The sequence below is a fragment of the Ensifer sp. GW101-20A05 genome (assembly GCF_059424735.1).
On the sequence record NZ_JBWKZT010000005.1, the window covers coordinates 263,293 to 281,667 of the forward strand.

20 protein-coding genes and 1 riboswitch are annotated in these 18,375 nt (G+C 62.8%); of the genes, 7 read left to right on the top strand and 13 right to left on the bottom strand.

Annotated features, from left to right (window positions below; all coding sequences use genetic code 11):
- Positions 1-44: 44 nt before the first annotated feature.
- Positions 45-122: riboswitch (SAM riboswitch) on the bottom strand.
- A 227-nt stretch (positions 123-349) separates the two neighbouring features.
- From AC070A_RS15635 to AC070A_RS15660, 6 genes are all read right to left on the bottom strand, one after another.
- The gene (locus AC070A_RS15635; RefSeq protein WP_112995666.1) at positions 350-802 is read right to left on the bottom strand and encodes an NUDIX hydrolase; all 453 of its coding nucleotides are present in this window, start codon (positions 800-802) and stop codon (positions 350-352) included.
- On the bottom strand, positions 799-1,638 hold the full coding sequence (locus AC070A_RS15640) for an AAA family ATPase (RefSeq protein ID WP_112995667.1): 840 nt from the start codon (positions 1,636-1,638) through the stop codon (positions 799-801). The genes AC070A_RS15635 and AC070A_RS15640 overlap by 4 nt, the downstream gene beginning before the upstream one ends.
- Before the next feature lie 112 nt (positions 1,639-1,750).
- Entirely contained in the window at positions 1,751-2,131 is a 381-nt protein-coding gene (locus AC070A_RS15645) for a RidA family protein (RefSeq protein ID WP_057254948.1), read from the bottom strand.
- Between the two features lie 8 nt (positions 2,132-2,139).
- On the bottom strand, positions 2,140-2,745 hold the full coding sequence (gene leuD / locus AC070A_RS15650) for a 3-isopropylmalate dehydratase small subunit (protein WP_057254949.1): 606 nt from the start codon (positions 2,743-2,745) through the stop codon (positions 2,140-2,142).
- A gap of 154 nt (positions 2,746-2,899) precedes the next feature.
- Positions 2,900-3,331, bottom strand: coding sequence for a VOC family protein (locus AC070A_RS15655; protein WP_057254950.1), 432 nt, complete (start codon positions 3,329-3,331; stop codon positions 2,900-2,902).
- 188 nt (positions 3,332-3,519) lie between these two features.
- Positions 3,520-3,774, bottom strand: coding sequence for a hypothetical protein (locus AC070A_RS15660; protein ID WP_058321700.1), 255 nt, complete (start codon positions 3,772-3,774; stop codon positions 3,520-3,522).
- A 125-nt stretch (positions 3,775-3,899) separates the two neighbouring features.
- On the opposite strand from AC070A_RS15660, the gene AC070A_RS15665 reads away from it, so the two are divergent.
- Together AC070A_RS15665 and AC070A_RS15670 are read left to right on the top strand one after the other, a co-directional pair.
- A complete protein-coding gene (locus AC070A_RS15665) occupies positions 3,900-4,805 on the top strand; it encodes an HpcH/HpaI aldolase/citrate lyase family protein (protein WP_112995668.1) in 906 nt (301 codons plus the stop codon).
- Positions 4,802-5,008 carry a DUF1737 domain-containing protein gene (locus tag AC070A_RS15670; RefSeq protein ID WP_057254953.1) on the top strand — a complete coding sequence of 69 codons (207 nt, stop codon included), beginning with the start codon at positions 4,802-4,804 and terminating at the stop codon, positions 5,006-5,008. The genes AC070A_RS15665 and AC070A_RS15670 overlap by 4 nt, the downstream gene beginning before the upstream one ends.
- A gap of 222 nt (positions 5,009-5,230) precedes the next feature.
- Here AC070A_RS15670 and AC070A_RS15675 read toward each other — a convergent pair whose 3' ends face one another.
- Positions 5,231-5,665: a metallopeptidase family protein gene (locus tag AC070A_RS15675; RefSeq protein WP_057254954.1), complete on the bottom strand. Its 435-nt coding sequence runs from the start codon at positions 5,663-5,665 to the stop codon at positions 5,231-5,233.
- A gap of 170 nt (positions 5,666-5,835) precedes the next feature.
- Here AC070A_RS15675 and AC070A_RS15680 point away from each other — a divergent pair, with 170 nt between their 5' ends.
- The 3 genes from AC070A_RS15680 to AC070A_RS15690 are packed head-to-tail and all read left to right on the top strand — an operon-like array spanning position 5,836 to position 11,613.
- Positions 5,836-6,789 (top strand): ImuA family protein, encoded by a 954-nt coding sequence (locus tag AC070A_RS15680; RefSeq protein WP_058321701.1) that lies wholly within the window; start codon positions 5,836-5,838, stop codon positions 6,787-6,789.
- Complete coding sequence (locus AC070A_RS15685) at positions 6,704-8,257, top strand: DNA polymerase Y family protein (RefSeq protein WP_255571363.1); 1,554 nt, start codon at positions 6,704-6,706, stop codon at positions 8,255-8,257. The genes AC070A_RS15680 and AC070A_RS15685 overlap by 86 nt, the downstream gene beginning before the upstream one ends.
- Complete coding sequence (locus AC070A_RS15690) at positions 8,254-11,613, top strand: error-prone DNA polymerase (RefSeq protein WP_113132353.1); 3,360 nt, start codon at positions 8,254-8,256, stop codon at positions 11,611-11,613. Before AC070A_RS15685 ends, AC070A_RS15690 begins: the two co-directional genes overlap by 4 nt.
- A 298-nt stretch (positions 11,614-11,911) precedes the next feature.
- Here AC070A_RS15690 and AC070A_RS15695 read toward each other — a convergent pair whose 3' ends face one another.
- Positions 11,912-12,136: a hypothetical protein gene (locus tag AC070A_RS15695; protein ID WP_244495724.1), complete on the bottom strand. Its 225-nt coding sequence runs from the start codon at positions 12,134-12,136 to the stop codon at positions 11,912-11,914.
- On the opposite strand from AC070A_RS15695, the gene AC070A_RS15700 reads away from it, so the two are divergent.
- Positions 12,038-12,295, top strand: coding sequence for a (2Fe-2S)-binding protein (locus tag AC070A_RS15700; RefSeq protein ID WP_375374132.1), 258 nt, complete (start codon positions 12,038-12,040; stop codon positions 12,293-12,295). The genes AC070A_RS15695 and AC070A_RS15700 overlap by 99 nt on opposite strands.
- The gene (bfr, locus tag AC070A_RS15705) at positions 12,261-12,752 is read left to right on the top strand and encodes a bacterioferritin (protein ID WP_112995672.1); all 492 of its coding nucleotides are present in this window, start codon (positions 12,261-12,263) and stop codon (positions 12,750-12,752) included. The genes AC070A_RS15700 and bfr overlap by 35 nt, the downstream gene beginning before the upstream one ends.
- 87 nt (positions 12,753-12,839) lie before the next feature.
- Here the strand turns inward: bfr and AC070A_RS15710 are convergent, their stop codons facing one another.
- The 5 genes from AC070A_RS15710 to rlmH form a co-directional block, all read right to left on the bottom strand.
- Positions 12,840-13,367: an RNA pyrophosphohydrolase gene (locus AC070A_RS15710; protein ID WP_057254959.1), complete on the bottom strand. Its 528-nt coding sequence runs from the start codon at positions 13,365-13,367 to the stop codon at positions 12,840-12,842.
- A gap of 52 nt (positions 13,368-13,419) precedes the next feature.
- The gene (locus AC070A_RS15715; protein ID WP_113132354.1) at positions 13,420-14,628 is read right to left on the bottom strand and encodes a divergent polysaccharide deacetylase family protein; all 1,209 of its coding nucleotides are present in this window, start codon (positions 14,626-14,628) and stop codon (positions 13,420-13,422) included.
- A 352-nt stretch (positions 14,629-14,980) separates the two neighbouring features.
- Positions 14,981-16,303 carry a S41 family peptidase gene (locus AC070A_RS15720; RefSeq protein WP_057254961.1) on the bottom strand — a complete coding sequence of 441 codons (1,323 nt, stop codon included), beginning with the start codon at positions 16,301-16,303 and terminating at the stop codon, positions 14,981-14,983.
- A complete protein-coding gene (locus AC070A_RS15725) occupies positions 16,293-17,690 on the bottom strand; it encodes a murein hydrolase activator EnvC family protein (protein WP_112995675.1) in 1,398 nt (465 codons plus the stop codon). Before AC070A_RS15725 ends, AC070A_RS15720 begins: the two co-directional genes overlap by 11 nt.
- Before the next feature lie 164 nt (positions 17,691-17,854).
- On the bottom strand, positions 17,855-18,337 hold the full coding sequence (gene rlmH, locus AC070A_RS15730; RefSeq protein WP_057254962.1) for a 23S rRNA (pseudouridine(1915)-N(3))-methyltransferase RlmH: 483 nt from the start codon (positions 18,335-18,337) through the stop codon (positions 17,855-17,857).
- Between the last annotated feature and the right edge of the window lie 38 nt (positions 18,338-18,375).

Genomic DNA, 18,375 nt, shown 5'->3' on the forward strand with positions numbered 1-18,375 from the left:
ATACAAAAAAACCGGCGGCGATTGATCGCGACCGGTCCTCGGAAATCCAACTTTCCTCGGCCCTTTAGCGACTTGTTTAACGTGGCTGCAAGCCGGCCGGCCAAATCACCACGAGGAATTTGATAGCGCGACTGGGGCGCGGGGGTCAAGAAAAACGATTCGGGCGGTCGGGCGGCCCCTCATCCCGCTTCCGCGACCTTCTCCCCGCAGGCGGGGAGAAGGGAGCTTGTGGCACCCGCTCGCGCCTCCCAGGGACCGATCATTTCCGTTCCAGAAAGAAGCCCGGACATCATTGTCTCGCGGCGACCGTCGCCATTTCCGTCCCCTCTCCCCGGCTGCGGGGAGAGGGCTAGGGTGAGGGGCAACTTCCGTGCGTGTGAAGATAATCTAGGCCGTCCTGCATGCCGTATCCGAGCCGACGGCTAGCCTCGTCTAAGCCGAGCCAGAAGAAGCGAAAGCGGATCGGCGCACCACCGCCAAAGGGCGTCATTTCATGGTGCAGCCAGGTTTTCTGTTGCTCGCCGGCAAGGGCGACATGAAAATAGTGCCGGCGATGGCAGATGGTCTGGCCTTCCTTCCGGAAGGAGTAGTCCTTCGTGACGAGATGGGTGAGGCCCCGCGATGGCGTCAGCCCGGTCTCTTCCACGAATTCCCGCAAGGCCGATGTTTCCGGGCTCTCGCCCGGCTCCATCGTGCCGCCGGGCACCTGCAGCTCGATCTCGGGAAAGTCCGGCTCGTCGAAGACCAGCAACTGATCTTGCCAGGTGGCGTAGATCAGGACCTTGTGGGCGTCCGGGCTCATCCGTCGCGGCGTGCCATGAAGGCCAGGCGTTCGAAGAGATGCACGTCCTGCTCGTTCTTCAGCAGCGCGCCGTGCAGCTTCGGCAGCATGGTCTTGGCGTCGGCGCGGAGGTCGGCCGGATCGACCTCGTCGGCAACCAGCAGGCGGATCCAGTCGAGCGCTTCGGAGGTGGAAGGCTTCTTTTTGAGGCCCGGCACCTGGCGGATGTCGTAGAAGGCGGCAAGGGCTGCCGAAAGCAACGTCTTGCGGATCCCGGGATAGTGCACCTCGACGATGCGGGCGAGCGTTTCGGCGTCGGGAAAGCGGATATAGTGGAAGAAGCAGCGGCGCAGAAATGCGTCCGGCAATTCCTTCTCGTTGTTGGAGGTGATGATGACGATCGGCCGGTGACGGGCGCCGATCATCTCGCCGGTCTCGTAGACATGGAATTCCATGCGGTCGAGTTCCTGCAAGAGGTCGTTCGGAAACTCGATGTCGGCCTTGTCGATCTCGTCGATCAGAAGCACCACGCGACGGTCGGCCTCGAAGGCCTGCCAGAGCTTGCCCTTGCGGATATAGTTCCTGACCTCGTTGACGCGCTCGTCGCCGAGCTGGCTGTCGCGCAGGCGCGACACGGCATCATACTCGTAAAGGCCCTGCTGCGCCTTGGTCGTCGACTTGACGCTCCATTCGATCAGATCGAGGCCAAGGGCAGCGGCAATCTGGCGGGCAAGCTCGGTCTTGCCGGTGCCGGGTTCACCCTTGACGAGCAGCGGCCGCTCCAGCCGGATCGCAGCATTGACGGCGATCATCAGGTCCTTGTCGGCGATGTAATCTGCGGTGCCTTCGAATTGCATAATCGTCTTCCGGTTCAGCATAGGTCTAGCAGGCGGTGTCCATGGACTATCGCATATTGGCCAAAATCGGAATCGATTTGAGAAGAGATGGCGTGAGCAGAAAAGCTCGGTCTCAGCCGCGGAGGGCGGTGACTTCGATCTCGATCAGCATTTCCGGGCGGATCAGATCGCAGACGATCATGGTTGCGGCCGGACGGATCTCGCCGAAGACTTCGCCGAAGATCGGGAACACCCGGTCGGCGAAGCTGGCATCGGTGACGTAGTAGTGATTGCGCACCACGTCTTTAAGCGAGAAGCCCGCTTCCTTCAGTGCGCCCTCGATCGTCTTCAGGCAATTGCGCGCCTGCTCTTCCACCGTTTCGGGCATGGTCATGGTGGCATAGTCGTAGCCGGTCGTGCCGGAGACGAAGCACCAGTCGCCCATCGCGACGGCACGCGAATAGCCTGCCGTCTTTTCGAAGGGCGAACCCGAAGAGATGAGCTTGCGCGCCATGTCTCGCTTTAAGCCCAGGGGCGCGAGGCGCCGACCGTCTTCTCGAAGCTGTCGATCGCGGTTGCCTTTTCCAGCGTCAGGCCGATATCGTCGAGGCCGTTCAGCAGGCAGTGGCGCTTGAAGGCATCGACCTCGAACTTGACCGAGCCGCCGTCCGGGCCGGTGATTTCCTGGGATTCCAGGTCGACCGAGAGGATGGCGTTGGAGCCGCGCGAAGCGTCGTCCATCAGCTTGTCGAGGTCGGCCTGGCTGACGACGATCGGCAGAATGCCGTTCTTAAAACAGTTGTTGTAGAAGATGTCGGCAAAGGACGTGGAGATCACGCAGCGGATGCCGAAGTCGAGCAGCGCCCAGGGGGCATGCTCGCGCGAGGAGCCGCAGCCGAAGTTGTCGCCGGCAACCAGGATCTTGGCGTTCTGGTAGGCGGGTTTGTTGAGCACGAAGTCCGGGTTGACCGAGCCATCCTCATTGTAGCGGGCTTCGGCGAAAAGGCCCTTGCCTAGGCCGGTGCGCTTGATCGTCTTCAGGTAATCCTTCGGAATGATCATGTCCGTGTCGATGTTGACGACGGGGAGGGGGGCGGCGACACCGGTGAGCTTGACGAATTTTTCCATAACTTCAGGCCTTCGATTTCAGAAGAATGTTGCGCTAGCGTTTAGATGAGTTTTGCGCCGAAATGAAGGAAAATCTATCCAAACACGCTTCGCCGGGCGGGTGAAAATGCCCGCCCGGTGAAAGCTTCGCCCGGATTTCGATTGTCGGGAAGCCTCAGCCTGCCTTCACCGGGCTGTTCATGGCCCAGAGAACGCCGAAGGGATCGCGGAGCTGGCCGTAGCGGTCGCCCCAGAACATCACCTCGATCGGCATCACCACCTCGGCGCCGGCGGCAACGGCGCGGTCCCACCAGGCATCGATGTCCTCGACGGTGAGCGTCAAGGTAAAGGCCTGCGGCTTTTCCAGCGGATGGCCATATTCCGGATAGGCATCCGCCAGCATCAGCGAGCTGCCGTTGACGTAGAGATGGATGTGCATCGTCCGGCCCTGCTCGTCGAGCGGATGCCGGTTGACCTCCTTGGCGCCGAAGGCGCGCTGGTAGAATTCGGATGCCTTGGCGGCGCCATCGACCTGAAGATAGGGCAGAAGCCCGTTCAGGACCGGTGCCGGCTGCTTCGTTTCGGTTTGCTGCGTCTCAGTGTCCATGTCGTTCTCCATCCTGTTCGAAGAGCCAGGACCGTGCTGGCCTGCCTCAAGGACGGACATGGAGCGATGGATCCGACACGGGGATGGAAAAATTTCGCAGCCGGCTGAATGGCAGCTCTCGAGAAACAGCAAAAGGCTTCGAGCCGATTACGGATCGGCCCGATTGCGGATCACTACGATCGCCGGGATCAGAGGTCGATGATCGTGCCGCGACCGTCGTTCCAGATGCGCATCTCGCGCTGGCTGTGGGCGGCAGCGGCGGCGGCCGGACGGGCGGTGGCGCGGGCCGGCCTGAGGTTCAGCCGGGCGGCAATCGCGCTGCCGATCACGACGACGGCGGCGATGCCGGCCAGTGCCAGCGCCAGCGAGGCGGTCAGAACGAAGGCCGCAAACGTGATGGTCAGGGCTGCGGCCGTGAAGAGAACAGAGCGAATGCTTTGCATAATCGTCACCTTTCTGATGGCGATGTGGGGGCTCCTCCCCGCACTTGCAAGAGGCGGCTTTGCGAAAGGGGTGCGGCGGTTCGCCTCGTCTTGCGGAACGAGGCAAAGGCGGGCACAACTGAAACATGAGCAAATCGATCGAACATCACCCGGTGCGCCTGCGTCGCTCGGTGCTATCGGTGCCGGCCGACAATGCCCGCGCGCTTGCCAAGGTCGCTGAACTCGCGACCGATGCCGCGATCTTCGATCTCGAGGATGCGGTTGCGCCTGAGCGCAAGATGGAAGCACGCGAGGCGCTGGTTCGGCATCTGACGACGAACCGGCCGGATTGTGAGATCGTCATCCGCATCAATGCGCTCGGTTCCGGCTTTGGCCAGGACGATCTCGCCGCGGTGCTTGCGGCGAAGCCCGACGCCATTCTTCTGCCGAAGGTCGAAAGCCCGGCGGATATCCAGGCGGCGGCCGACTGGCTGGCCGAAAACGATGCGCCGGAGACGCTGCGTCTCTGGGCGATGATCGAGACGCCGCGCGGTGTCATCAACGCGCCTCTTATCGCCGAGACCGGCCGCACCTTCGGCGGCCGGCTCGATTGTTTCGTCGTTGGTCTCAACGACCTGCGCAAGGACACCGGCGTTCCGGATCGCCCCGGTCGCCCCTATCTCGTTCCCTGGCTGATGCAGATCCTGCTTGCCGCCCGCGGCGGCGGGCTCGACGTCATCGACGCCGTGTTCAACGATTTTCGCGACGCTGATGGATTCGACGAGGAATGCCGGCAGGGCCGCGACATGGGCTATGACGGCAAGATGCTGATCCACCCGGCCCAGATCGGCCCGGCAAACGAACGTTTCGGCGTCGAGCAGATCGCCGTCGACGAGGCGCGCGCGATCATCGCTGCCTTTGCGCTCTCGGAAAACGCCGGCAAGGGCGTCATCAATCTCAACGGACGGATGGTCGAGCGGCTGCACCTCGATCAGGCCGTGATGCTCGCCGCCAAGGCGGATCTCATCGAAAAACGAAAGACAAGATCTTGAAACTCTATCGCTTCCTGACCGGTCCCGACGACGCTTCCTTCTGTCACAAGGTGACGGCAGCGCTGAACCAGGGCTGGAGCCTGCACGGCTCGCCCACCTATGCCTTCAATGCCGATACGCAGCACATGCAGTGCGGCCAGGCGGTGTTCAAGGAGGTCGAGGGCAAGGATTACACCCCGGATATCAAGCTGTCGGAACAGTAGTCGAGGCTGTTTGCCGTCGTGCAAGTTTGCCCCTCACCCTAACCCTCTCCCCGCAGGCGGGGCGAGGGGACGCGGTTGATGCTCGCAATCGGCGTGTGAGGCCTGTTTTCTGGTATCGGTTAACCCGTGCTCCGATTGGGATGCGAACGGTACCGCGAGTCTCCTTCGCCCCGCTTGCGGGGAGAAGGTGCCGGCAGGCGGATGAGGGGCAGATAAAACGGGTTAGCCGCCGACGTGCTCGACGCTGGCTTCGATCCGCTCCATGTCGTCGTCGGAAAGGCCGAAGTGATGGCCGATCTCATGGATCAGGACATGGGTGATGATGTCACCCAGCGTCTCCTCGTTCTCAGCCCAATAGTCGATGATCGGGCGGCGATAGAGGGTGATGCGGTTTGGAAACTGGCCGGTTTCCATGGTGAAGCGCTCGCTGATGCCACGGCCCTCGAAAAGGCCCAGCAGATCGAAAGGCGTTTCCAGTGCCATGTCCTCGAAAATGTCGTCGCTCGGGAAGTCGGCAACTTCGATGATGAGGTCGGTCGTCAGCTGGCGGAATTCCTGCGGCAGGTGGCCGTAGGCTTCCAGTGCGAGCTGTTCAAAAGTGGTAAGCGTCGGTGCGTGGCGTTCCCGCCAATCATCGGTCTGGTCAATGCGGGCCATAGGCACTCCTTGTTGCCCTCCATATAGCGATTTTGCCAGTGTTTTTCGAGTGTTGAATTCCGCGGGCATGGGGACAGGAATAAATTCTTAGAATTGGCTGTTGACTCATTTAGGAAGCTCTGGAATCTAATAGAACATAACATGAACATTTATGATGGGAGTTGACCGTCATGGCCGACAAAGCCGTGGAGCGGGAGACGGTACTTTCGCTCCGAGAGACCATAGCCAGGATCGAAAACCGTCGGCTTCCGGGCGTCGTGCGCGCCGCCAAGGCGGCCGATCCCGGCGGCTTCCGTCAGCGCGAGGAAGATGAGCCTGGCCGTCGGGCGCTTGCGCTTGGCGTTACGGATCTGGACACGCTTCTCGAAGGCGGCCTACCGCTCGAAGGCATGACGGAAATCCGCAATGCCGAGACGCGCGATGCCGGCGCTGCCGCCGGTTTTGCCGCAGCGCTCAGTGTGCTCTGCCAGCAGGCGCGCCTGGAAAAAGGCGAGCCGGCAGCCCCCGTTCTCTGGATCAGCCAGTCGATGGCTTCCAACGAGGCGGGCCTGCCCTATGGGTTGGGTCTCAAGGCCTATGGGCTCGATATCCGCGGCCTCGTCTTCAGCCTGCCGCGCACGGTGAAGGACGCGCTCTGGATCGCCGAGGCGGCGCTTTCCGTTCCAAGCTTCTGTGCCGTCATCCTGGAAATTCGCGGCAATCCCGCAGCTCTTGCGCTCAGCGAGAGCCGGCGCCTGCATGTTCGCTCACGCGCGGGCCATGTTCCCCTTCTGCTCCTGCGCCAGTCCGGACACGAGGAGGCCAGCAGCGCCTTCTTCCGCTTCCTTGTCGAGCCGGCGCCGGCGCGCGAGCGTCCCCTACCGGATGGATCGATGCTTCGCGGCAGCATCGGCCATCCCGTCTTTCATGTCATCGCCGAGAAGAGCAGGGCTCCTGCGCCGCTCGGCTTCCTGCTGGAGTGGAACCCCCATGACCGCCGCCTTTACCCCATCGAGCCCCTACCAGCCGCTGCTGCGGCAGATCCAGAACCAGCGCATTCTGTCGCTCGCCTTTCCGCATCTCCCGGCCGATCGGGTCGCGCGCAAGCGCTGGGGGAACTCGTGGCTTTCCCGCGGGCGTCCTGAGCATCCGCCCCTCGTCTTTGCCGACAAGGTGAAGAGTGCGATGCGCCTCGTCGCGCTCGACGGTTACGCCGAAAAAGCGGGTTTTCACATCGGCCAGGGTGTTGCCGAAGCCCGGGCCATGTGTCCCGAGATCGACGTGCTGCCGGCCGATCCCGCCGCCGATCGGGCCCTGCTCGAAGGGCTTGCGGATTGGTGTTGCCGCTATACGCCGCTCGTCGCGCTTGATGGCGACAGCGGCCTCTTTCTCGACATCACCGGCTGCGCCCATCTTCTCGGTGGGGAAAAGGCGCTGCTCGACGATCTGCTTGCCCGCCTCTTCCATCTGGGGGTCGAGGCCCGGGCGGCGATCTCCTCGTCCGCCGGGCTCTCCTGGGCGGTGGCGCGCTTCGGCTCCGACGGCATTCTCGCCCCGGACGAGGCGGCGCGGGTGCTGGCGCCGTTGCCGATGGCGGCGCTCCGGCTGCCGCGGGAAACGATCGAAACGCTTGGCCGGGTCGGGCTCAAGCAGATCGGCGACATCATCGAGGCGCCGCGCGCGCCGCTTGCCCGCCGGTTCGGCGCGACCCTGCTTCTGCGCCTCGATCAGGCGCTCGGGCGGGAGGATGAGCCACTGTCGCCGCGGCTGCCCGTTGCTGCCCTCTCAGTGGAGCGCCGTCTCGGCGAACCGGTCCAGGGCGAAGACGATATTCTCGGCTTGACGGAAGAGCTGGCGATGCGGCTGAAACCGGAACTGGAAAAGCGTGGGCAGGGCGGGCGTCTGTTCGAGCTTCTGCTTTTCCGCGTCGATGGCGCGGTCTTCCGCATCGCCGCCGGCACGTCCTCGCCGCTCAACGAGCCGCGGCGCGTCGCCGGTCTCTTCCGCGAACGGCTGCAGGCGGTGCACGAGGATCTCGATGCCGGCTTCGGCTTCGAAATCCTCAGGCTCTCGGTGCCGAAGAGCGAAAAATACGAGGTGATGCAGGAGGATTTCTCCGGCACGCCGGACCGCGAGCGCCCGCTTGCGGCTTTCGCCGACCGGGTGATGGCAAGGTTCGGGGCGGAGAGCCTGCTGGTGCCGGCTCTTTCGGAAAGCCACGTGCCGGAGCGGGCGGCAAGCTTCCGCCCACTCACGGATCTGGGGCTCATGGGCAAGGCCGAGGCGCCTGCGCAAAACATTCCCGCGACCCTGCTTGCCGCGGCGGCTCGGCCGCAGCGGCTCTTTCCAAGCCCCGAACCGGTAGAGGCGGTGGCCGAGGTGCCGGAGGGGCCGCCGAGAAGCTTCCGCTGGCGGCGCACGCTGCACCGCATCGCACGGGCCGAAGGGCCGGAGCGGATCGCCGGCGAATGGTGGCTCGACGGCGAGCCGGCGATGGAGCGCGATTATTTCCGGGTGGAAGACGAGCGCGGCCGGCGGTTCTGGCTGTTTCGCGAGGGTCATTATGGTGCGAGCGCCCCGCCGCGCTGGTTCATGCATGGAGTCTTCGCATGAGCGACGCTGTCCCCTATTTCGAGATCGGCGCCTGGTCGAATTTCTCCTTCCTCGAAGGCGCGTCCCATCCGGGCGAGATGGTGGTTGCGGCGAGCCGTCTTAACATTGGCGGCCTTGGTATTGCCGACCGCAACACGGTTGCCGGTGTGGTGCGCGCCCATGCGCAGGCCAAGGTGGAAAAATACGCCTTCCAGCCCGGCGCGCGGCTCTCCTTTGCGGAGGACCTGCCCGACGTGCTCGCCTATCCCTGCAATCGCCACGGCTGGGGCAATCTCTGCCGGATGCTGAGTGCTGGAAACCTGCGCGCCAAGAAGGGCACCTGCACGCTCTATGAAGCCGATCTCGTCGAGTGGGGCGAGGACCTGTTGCTCGTCGTGCTGCCGGATCCTGTCATCGGCGCGCCGGAAGCAACCTTGCTTGCCGACTTTCTCAAGCGCCTGAAGCCGCATTTTGCCGACCGGCTCTATCTGGCGCTGGTGCCGCGCTATGACGGCTTCGACCAGCTTGCCTTCGCCGGACTTGCGACCATTGCCCGCCATGCCGCGATCAAGCTCGTCGCCACCAACAGTCCGCTGTTTCATGTCGCCGCGCGACGGCCGCTTGCCGATGTCGTCACCGCCATCCGCGAGCATGTGACGATCGCCACCGCAGGCTACCGGTTGCATGCCAATGCCGAGCGGCATCTGAAGACGCCCGCCGAAATGGCGCGCATCTTCCGCGACTATCCGGAAGCGATCGCCAATACCGGGCATTTCTTCGGGAGGCTGAAGTTCTCGCTGTCGGATCTCGAATATCAGTATCCGGATGAAAGCATTCCGGGCGAGACGCCGACGCAGACCCTTAGGCGGCTGACGATGCAAGGCGCACACGAGCGCTATCCCGAGGGCATTTCGCAGAAGGTTTCGACGCAGATCGAGTACGAGCTCGAGCTGATCGCCAGCAAGCGTTACGAGCCCTATTTCCTGACGGTGCGCAATATCATGCAGTTTGCGCGCAAGGCCGAAATCCTCTGCCAGGGCCGCGGCTCGGCGGCGAATTCCACCGTCTGTTACTGTCTGAGGATCACCGAAGTCGATCCGCTTTCGACCACCCTGCTCTTCGACCGCTTCCTCTCGACCGAGCGCGACGAGCCGCCGGATATCGACGTCGATTTCGAGCACGAGAAGCGGGAAGAGGTGATCCAGCATATCTACCGCACCTACGGCAAGGAGCATGCGGGGCTGACGGCCGCCGTCATCAGCTATCGGGCGCGCTCGGCCGGCCGCGAGACTGCCAAGGCTTTCGGGTTCTCAGAAGACGTGCAATCGGCGCTTGCCGGTTCGGTCTGGGGCTGGTCGGTCGCCGATCTCTCGGAGCGTGAGGCGCAGGCTGCCGGGCTCGATACGAAGGATCCGACGACGGTGAAGGTGCTCGACTATGCCACCGAACTGATGAGCTTCCCGCGCCATCTTTCGCAGCATGTCGGGGGCTTCGTTATTACCCGCGACCGGCTCGACGAGGTCGTGCCGATCATGAACACGGCAATGCCCGACCGCTACATGATCGAGTGGGACAAGGACGATCTCGACACGCTGAAGATCCTGAAGATCGACGTGTTGGCGCTCGGCATGCTCACCTGCATCGCCCGCGCCTTCGAGCTTCTCGACCGGCATTACGGCGAGCGGAAAAACCTGCACCAGCTCTTCAAGGATGAGCAGAAAGCCGTCTACGACATGATATGCCGCGCCGATACGATCGGCGTCTTCCAGATCGAAAGCCGGGCGCAGATGAGCATGCTGCCACGGCTGAAGCCGCGCATCTTCTATGATCTCGTCATCGAGGTGGCGATCGTCCGGCCCGGGCCGATCCAGGGCAACATGGTGCATCCCTATCTGAAGCGGCGCGAGCAGCGCGCACGCAATATCCCCATCGAATATCCAAGCCCTGAGCTGAAGGTCGTGCTGGAGCGGACGCTCGGCGTGCCGCTGTTCCAGGAGCAGGCGATGCAGATCGCCATCACCGCCGCCGGTTTCTCACCCAGTGAGGCCGATCGGCTGCGTCGCGCCATGGCGACCTTCAAGCGCACCGGCACCATCCATACCTTCCACGAGAAGATGATCGAAGGCATGGTCAAGAACAAATATCCGCGCGATTTCGCCGAGCGCTGCTTCAAGCAGATCGAAGGTTTCGGCGAATATGGCTTTCCCGAAAGTCATGCCGCGTCCTTCGCGCTCTTGGTCTATGTCTCGTCCTGGCTGAAGACCTATTATCCGGATGTCTTCTGTGCCGCCCTTCTGAACTCGCAGCCGATGGGCTTTTACGCGCCCGGGCAACTGGTGCGCGACGCGCGCGAGCATGGGGTCCGGGTGCGTCCCGTCGACATCAATCATTCGGTCTGGGATGCCGATCTCGAAGAGGGTGGCCTCGATAAGGGTGCCATCGAGCCGCGTCATCGCGAAATGGAGGACGTGATCAAGACTGACAAGGCGATGCGCCTCGGCTTCAATTCGATCAAGGGGCTGAACCAAGAAGAGATCGAGAAGAAACTCGTCGCCAACCGGGGTACCGGTTACGGGACGGTCCGTGACCTCTGGCTGCGCTCGGGTCTCTCCCGTTCCGCGCTCGAAAGGCTCGCCGATGCGGACGCTTTCCGTTCGATCGGGCTCGATCGCCGCAAGGCGCTCTGGGCGGTGAAGGCGCTGGACGAAAAGAGTGCTGCCGAAAGGCTACCGCTCTTCGAAGGCGCGGCGAGGGCGGAATTGCGGCCGGAGCCAGCCATGATCCTGCCGGAGATGTTGCCGGGCGAGCAGGTGATCAACGATTATCGTTATCTCTCCTTCTCGCTCAAGGCGCATCCGGTCTCCTTCCTGCGAGAGACGCTTTCCGAACAGGGCATCGTCACCAGCCGCACGCTTGCGACCGCCCCGGTCGGGCGGCGGATAACCGTCGCCGGGTTGGTGCTCGTTCGCCAGCGTCCGGGCTCCGCCAAGGGCGTCATCTTCATGACGATCGAGGACGAAACCGGCGTTGCCAATGCGATCGTCTGGCCGAAGGTGTTTGCGACCTATCGCCCGGTGGTCATGGGCGCGCGGTTGGTCAAGATCCGCGGCCGGCTGCAGCGCGAAAGCAGCGTCATCCACGTGGTCGCCGAACACATCGAGGACATCACGCCGATGCTGGGACTGTTGCGCACGGAGGCGCGGCGGTTCGGCGCAAGCGACCGTGCCGATGAAGCGCTGAGGCCCACCGGCGACGCGCGCGAGAAGAAGGCGCAGGGCGATCTGCGCCTGGCCACGGTGCGGCGTTCCGGTGGCAGCCCGGAACAGACGACGGCCGAGGTGGCAGACGTGATGCCGAAGGGGCGCAATTTCCATTGAAGGGAGGGTCCGACCCTCGCTGCTTCAACGGGCAGCCGGGTGGGCCTTTCGAGGAAAAAGCAGATCAACTTACCTAGGTCCGGAACGGTCCGGATCATCATGTGTGAGGCCACAGTCGGGCTCTTCATAGTAGGGTAGCGCCTGCGGTGTGTAAAAATGTCGCAGGAAACGCGCGGCATGATCGACCTCTGGTTTACAAGAATAGTCGTTCACGTTTCTCTAAAATTCTGAAAAGACGAAGTTTTTTGTCAAGTTTAGAGTCGTTCTAATCGACCTGCAACTTCCGCTCGCGGAGTTTTTAGTTGACACTAAATGTCCTGTTTTGCTTTATGCGCTGATACAGGGCGTTGCGTACGACAGGCGAGACGACATGCTGGTTTGCAGCTGCAATTTCATCACGGAAAAAGAGATCGAGGATACGATCATCGGCCTCCTCGACGAGGACTGTTGGCAGCTGATCGTGCCGGCGAAAGTCTATCACGCGATGGAAAAGCGCGGCCGTTGCTGCGGTTGCTTCCCCAATGTCGTCGACATCATCATCCGCACCACCGAGCAATATCACGCGCACCGCGACTCGACGGACGCCGAGATATTTGATTTCATGACCCGCCTCAAACAATTCCATGAGGATAATCGGAGGGCGGATCTTGAAAGGCGACACAAAAGTCATCGAGCAGCTTAACGAAGCGCTCTATCTCGAACTCGGTGCCGTCAACCAGTATTGGCTGCATTACCGCCTCCTCGAAGACTGGGGTTACACGCTTCTCGCCAAGAAGGAGCGCGCAGAATCCATCGAGGAGATGCAGCATGCCGACAAGCTCGTTGCGCGCATCATCTTCCTTGAAGGCCACCCCAACCTGCAGACGGTTGCGCCGTTGCGCATCGGCCAGAACGTCAAGGAAGTGCTGAAGGCCGACCTCGCCGGCGAATACGACGCCCGCACCGCCTACAAGAAATCACGCGACATCTGTCACGCCGCTGGAGACTATGTCTCCATGAAGCTCTTCGAAGAACTGCTCGCCGACGAAGAGGGCCACATCGACTTCCTGGAAACCCAGCTCGAGCTGCTCGACAAGATCGGCGAAGAGAAATACGGCCAGCTCAACGCTGCCCCGGCCAACGAGGCCGAAGCCGACTGAGTTCGGCGCAATATTTGAAAGAAAGGCCGGCGATCTCGCCGGCTTTTTTGTCAGTGAGAACTGCTGCGCACTTTTGCGCCACACGCCTTACGGCGCGAGATGCGCGAAGGCCGTGACGACCTCCTCGTAGACCTTGCGCTTGAACGGCACGATCAGTTCCGGCAGTTCGCGCATCGGTTTCCACTCCCAGGCGTCGAACTCCGGCTCATGCCCGCCCGGCGGCGGGTTGATGGCGATTTCGTTCTCCTCGCCCTCGAAGCGGAAGGCATACCAGCGTTGTGTCTGGCCGCGATACTTGCCCTTGAGACCGATGCCGATCAGGTGCTCGGGCAGATCGTAGTTGATCCAGCCGGGCGCTTCGGCGAGCAGCGACACTGTGCTCATGCCGGTTTCTTCGTAGAGTTCGCGATAGGCGGCCTTCAGCGGATCCTCACCCTTGTCGATGCCGCCCTGCGGCATCTGCCATTGCTGCGGCGAGCCATCATATTCGGAATTGCCGACGGCGATGCGATGTCCAGCCCAGACGAGACCCGCGCGGTTCAGCACCATGACCCCTACGCAAGGACGATAGGGAAGGTCCTCCGCTCTGAGTTGTTTGTCCTTGTCTTTGCTCATCGGCTGCCTCTTCTTTACAATCGTCAAATCATCCTGTCGGGATGGCTGTAACCTAGTTCTGTTGCGGATCCTTGACGAGCGCGGAAACGCCGACGATCTCGATGCCGCGCCCCTGTGCCTCGCCGATCCAGGAGGCAATCGCGCCGACGCTTTCGTCGAAGGCGGAGGCGACGCCGATGGCGGTGCCATTGCGGCGCGCAATGCGCTCGAGCTCGTCGAGCTTCTTCAGGATCGCGCTGCGGCTGAGCTCCGTGTCGAGTGTCAGGTCGGCAAAGCCATGCGGCACATCGAAGGCATCGGCGAGCTTGCCCGAGAGCGATTGCGCCGAGGTACCGTCGTCGAGGAACAGCAGGCCGCGCTTGCCGAGATCGCGCATGACCGGCTCCAGCGCATCGGCATCCGACAGGAAGCGGCCGCCGAGATAATTCATGATGCCGGTATAATTGGTGATCTCGGCGAGGTTGCGGTGCAGTTCGGTCAGGTTCTTCTTGGCGCCGAGACCGATGCGCAAGGCGTTGGGACCGGGATCATTGGCCGGATAGTCGAACGGCTCCATCGGCACCTGCAGCAGGATCTCATGGCCGCTTCGGCGTGCCTCCTGCATCCAGCGCTGCAGGCTGTTTCCGGCGGTAGCAAAGCCCAGCGTCACTTCGCCCGGCAGGTCGCGGATCGCCCTCTGCGTTCCGGTCTGGCTGAGGCCGAGACCGCCGACGACCAGCGCGATGCGGGTGCCGCGCGCGCCGGACCAGGGCCGCGCATATTGATCCATCGGGCGCAGCCCGTCCGGACCGGTGATCGGCAGGCGCCCGGCGGGGCTCTCTTCCAGGAGATCGTCATTGGGCATGGCCGCCATGCGCGGATCCTGGCCGCGGATCGGACCGACATTGATGAGGGCAGGGCCCTTGCCGTCGCGGCCGCGCGGCGAAAACGTGGTAACGGTGGAACCGTCATCGGTGAGCGTATGTTCGACGTCGGCGCCGGAATAGGCGGTCCCCGGCTTCATCGTTCCGCCCGCGCCCGATTGGCCATTTTCTGCCTTCGCTGGTTTCTCGTCGGTGCCCTTGGCGCTCTCGTTCGCCGCTGTTTCGGTCTGACCGCGCTTCAGTCCATCAGGCGCAAGGGTGCCCCACAGCGACAGTCCGACAACCGTCGCAATACAGAGGCCGAGTAAAGAGAACCCGAGCATGCGTCGGGGATTGCGCTTCGCCGCTGGCTTTACCCGCCGGTTCTGGCCCAGGGGGGCATTGAGATCAGTTCCCAAACGGAGCCTCGGTCGATCTGTGCGATGTTGCCGCTTCTGCACGCCCGCCTAAGATCATAGTCGATCACAGGACAAAACACGCAGCAATTCAAAGTGCTGCAGCGACCTTTGCGCATCGAGCAGGACGCGCGGCGCTGCAGTGCGAGGCGGCGCTGAGACGCTTCGCCTGTTCTTCCCTTAGCGCGCCGGTGGCCTGAGAATCAGTGGCCGCGACAGCGCCTGTACCCCTATAATTTAGCGGTGTCGCGTTGACCAGTGCATCTGCCTTGGGCGGAGGATGCGCCTTACTGAAATGCAGAGCGCCGCGTGTTCTTTCGAACACGCGGCGCTCTCAATTGCATACCCTGCAGGCTTACTTCTTGAGCTGCGCCTGTTCCGGGTTGGCCGGGAAGGTCGGATCCGTCTTCTTGCCACGCAACAGGTCGAGTGCGTAGTTGAGCTGCAGGTCGTCCTTCGTTTCCGGCGGCACATAGGCGACCGAGCCCGAACCTTCGTCGGTCTCGCTCTGACCCTGGATGTGACCGCGCAGGTCGGATTCGCCCTGAGCCTCGACCTTGCCGAGCAGTTCCGGCGGTAGTGGCTGTTCGACCTTGATGTCGGGCGAGATACCCGTGCCCTGGATCGATTTGCCCGACGGCGTGTAGTAGAGCGCCGTCGTCAGACGCAGTGCACCGGCTTCTCCGAGCGGGATGATCGTCTGGACCGAACCCTTGCCGAAGGAGCGCGTGCCGAGAACGGTTGCGCGCTTCAGATCCTGCAGGGCGCCGGCGACGATTTCCGAAGCGGAAGCCGAGCCGCCGTTGACGAGCACGATCACCGGCTTGCCATCGGTCAGGTCGCCCGGCGTCGCGTTGAAGCGGCGGGTTTCGTCCGGGTTGCGGCCGCGGGTCGAAACGACCTCGCCACGCTCCAGGAAGGCGTCGGAGACGTTGATCGCCTGGTCGAGCAGGCCACCCGGATTGAGGCGCAGGTCGAGCACATAGCCCTTGAGCTTGTCGGCCGGCACTTCCGCCTTGATCTTCTCGATGCCCTTCTTCAGGTCGTCATAGGTCTTCTCGGTGAAGGAGATGACGCGCAGGTAGCCGACGTCGCCTTCGGTGCGAACCTTGACGGCGCGAACGGCGATGACGTCGCGAACGATCGTCAGTTCGATCGGCTTGTCCGCGCCCTTGCGCAGGATCGTCAGCTTGATCGGGGTGCCGACGGCGCCGCGCATCTTTTCAACGGCGTCTTCGAGCTTCAGGCCACGAACGTCCGCACCGTCAATCTTCGAAATGAAGTCGCCGGCAAGCACGCCGGCGCGTGCCGCAGGCGTGTCGTCGATCGGGCTCGTCACCTTGACGAGGTCGTCTTCCATCGTGACTTCGATGCCGAGACCGCCGAACTCACCGCGGGTCTGGGTGCGCATGTCCTCGGCGTCGGCCGAGTTCATGTAGCTCGAATGCGGATCAAGCGAGGAGAGCATGCCATTGATGGCGTTCTCGATCAGCTTGTCGTCCTGCGGCGGCGTCACATATTGCGCGCGCACGCGTTCGAATACGTCGCCGAAAATTGCCAGTTCGCGATAGGTCGAGGTGTTGGCAGCGACGGCCGGAACGACAGCCGAATAAACCACGCCCATCGCGGTCGCGCCCATGAGCGCTCCGACCAGAACAAGTGAAGCCCTACGTATCATTTCGCGCCTTTCCAACCTCTGCTGCGGTCCACCACGGTCGGGAATCAACCGGTTTTCCGTCTTTTCGGAATTCAATGTAAAGCGTCGGCCGGTCCGTTTCCAGCGCCAAGGCCGCAGCACTTGCGACTCTTTTTGCGCCCATCGTCGCCAGCGGTTCACCCGCCACGACGAATTGTCCGGTCTGCACGCTCACCGTCTCCATGCCGGACAGCACCACATGGTAGCCGTCACCAGGATTGAGAATGATCATCTGCCCATAACTGCGGAAATTGCCTGCATAGACGATCCAGCCATCTGACGGCGCAGTCACCAGCGCGCCGGGATTGGTTTCCAGCATGATCCCTTGCAGGGAGTGCCCCGTGCCATCGGCATCACCAAACTTTCGCAAAAGCGATCCCGCGGCCGGATAGGCAAGCTTATTCCTCAGCTCCGAAAACACGTATGCTGGCGCAATGCGGTTTTTGTCGGGCACGGCATTGCGGGCCAACTCGCGTGCCGCTTCGCGCTCGGCCTCGCTCATGCGCAGGCGCTCTTGCTCCTGGGCGCGGGCTGCTTCTGCGGCCTCTCGAACAGAGGCGATCTGGCTTTCGAGCGAGCCGATCAGGCCCTGGAGATTGGTGGCCTGGCTGGCAAGTTCCTGCGCCTTGCGCTGCTCGGCGGCGAGCTCGCTGGCGCGCGACTGGCGCAGCTTCTCCTTTTCGGCGACCAGCATCGACATGCGGCGCTCTTCTTCGACATTGGCCGTCATCGTCGCGGTCAGCTCTTCACGCTGCCGGTCGATGCCGGCGCGAATGTCGGCCAATGCCTTGAGGTCGGCCACCAGGTTTTCGGTTTCCTTGCGAAGACCGGGTACGACGGCGCCGAGCAGAATGGCGCTTCGCACCGAGGACAGCGCATCCTCCGGCGTCACCAGGATCGCTGGCGGCGGGTTGCGTCCCATCCGCTGCAGCGCGGCGAGAACTTCGGCAAGTACCCCGCGGCGCGAATGCAGGGACTTTCGGACGGCGTCCTCCTTGGTTCGCAGATCGCTCAGTTTCTTTTCGCCGTCGACGATCTGTTGCTCAAGGCCCTGGCGTTTTTTGGCGGAATCGACGATCGCAGCGCGCAGCGTCTCGTTGGTCTTGTCGATCTCGGCGATGGTCTCGGTCAGCGCGTTGGCGCGTTCCTGCGACAGCGTGATGGTCTTCGAAAGCGCGTCGAGTTCGCTGCGCGTGCTGTTGCGGCGAAGGGTGAGGTCGGCGGCAGGATCGGGTGGCCCCTGTTCCTGGCCGGCCATCGAGGCGCCGGGCGGCGTGACCTCCTGGGCGCCGGCCGGCAGGCCGATCGCCAGCGCGAGCGCAAAGGCCGCCGCTTTACGGGCAAGCCGTCCTGCGTCGTCTCTTCCCATGCTGAAAGCGCTGGTCCTGCCTCGGCGCGTCATCGGTTTGCGTGCGTCCATCCGAAAAATATGAAGAAAAAACCTAATCTGATTTGTCGCGCACGACCAAGCATATTCTCGTTATCGGTGCGTGTTGCCGGGTGAAGGATCCCGCGGAAAACGGCCCACGTCGCCTAGACCCGATGATAGGGGTGGCCGGAGAGAATGGTGACGGCGCGGTAAAGCTGCTCGGCGATCAGAATACGCACGAGCTGGTGCGGCCAGGTCATCTTTCCAAGGTTGAGCACCGCATCGGCGCGGGCGTGAAGGCTCGGGTCGAGGCCGTCGGCGCCGCCGATCGCAATCATCAGGTCGCGCTTGCCGCTGTCGCGGAACGTACCGAGGAGCGATGCAAAGCCTTCGGAATCGAGCGCCTTGCCACGTTCGTCGAGAAGCACGAGCAGGCTGCCTTCGGCAAGCGCCTTCTCAAGCTGGGAGGCTTCTTCCCGCTTGCGCGTGTCGGCATTCGACGCACGGCTTTCGTTGACTTCGACGACGCGGGAAAGTTCCAGACCGATCGCCGGACCGGCCTTGGAAAAGCGATCGAGATAACGGGCCGCGAGATCCTTTTCCGGCCCCGCCTTGAGGCGGCCGACTGCGAAAAGTCCGATACGCATGACCTTACCCGTCCTCGCTTGCGCTGCAACGCACACTG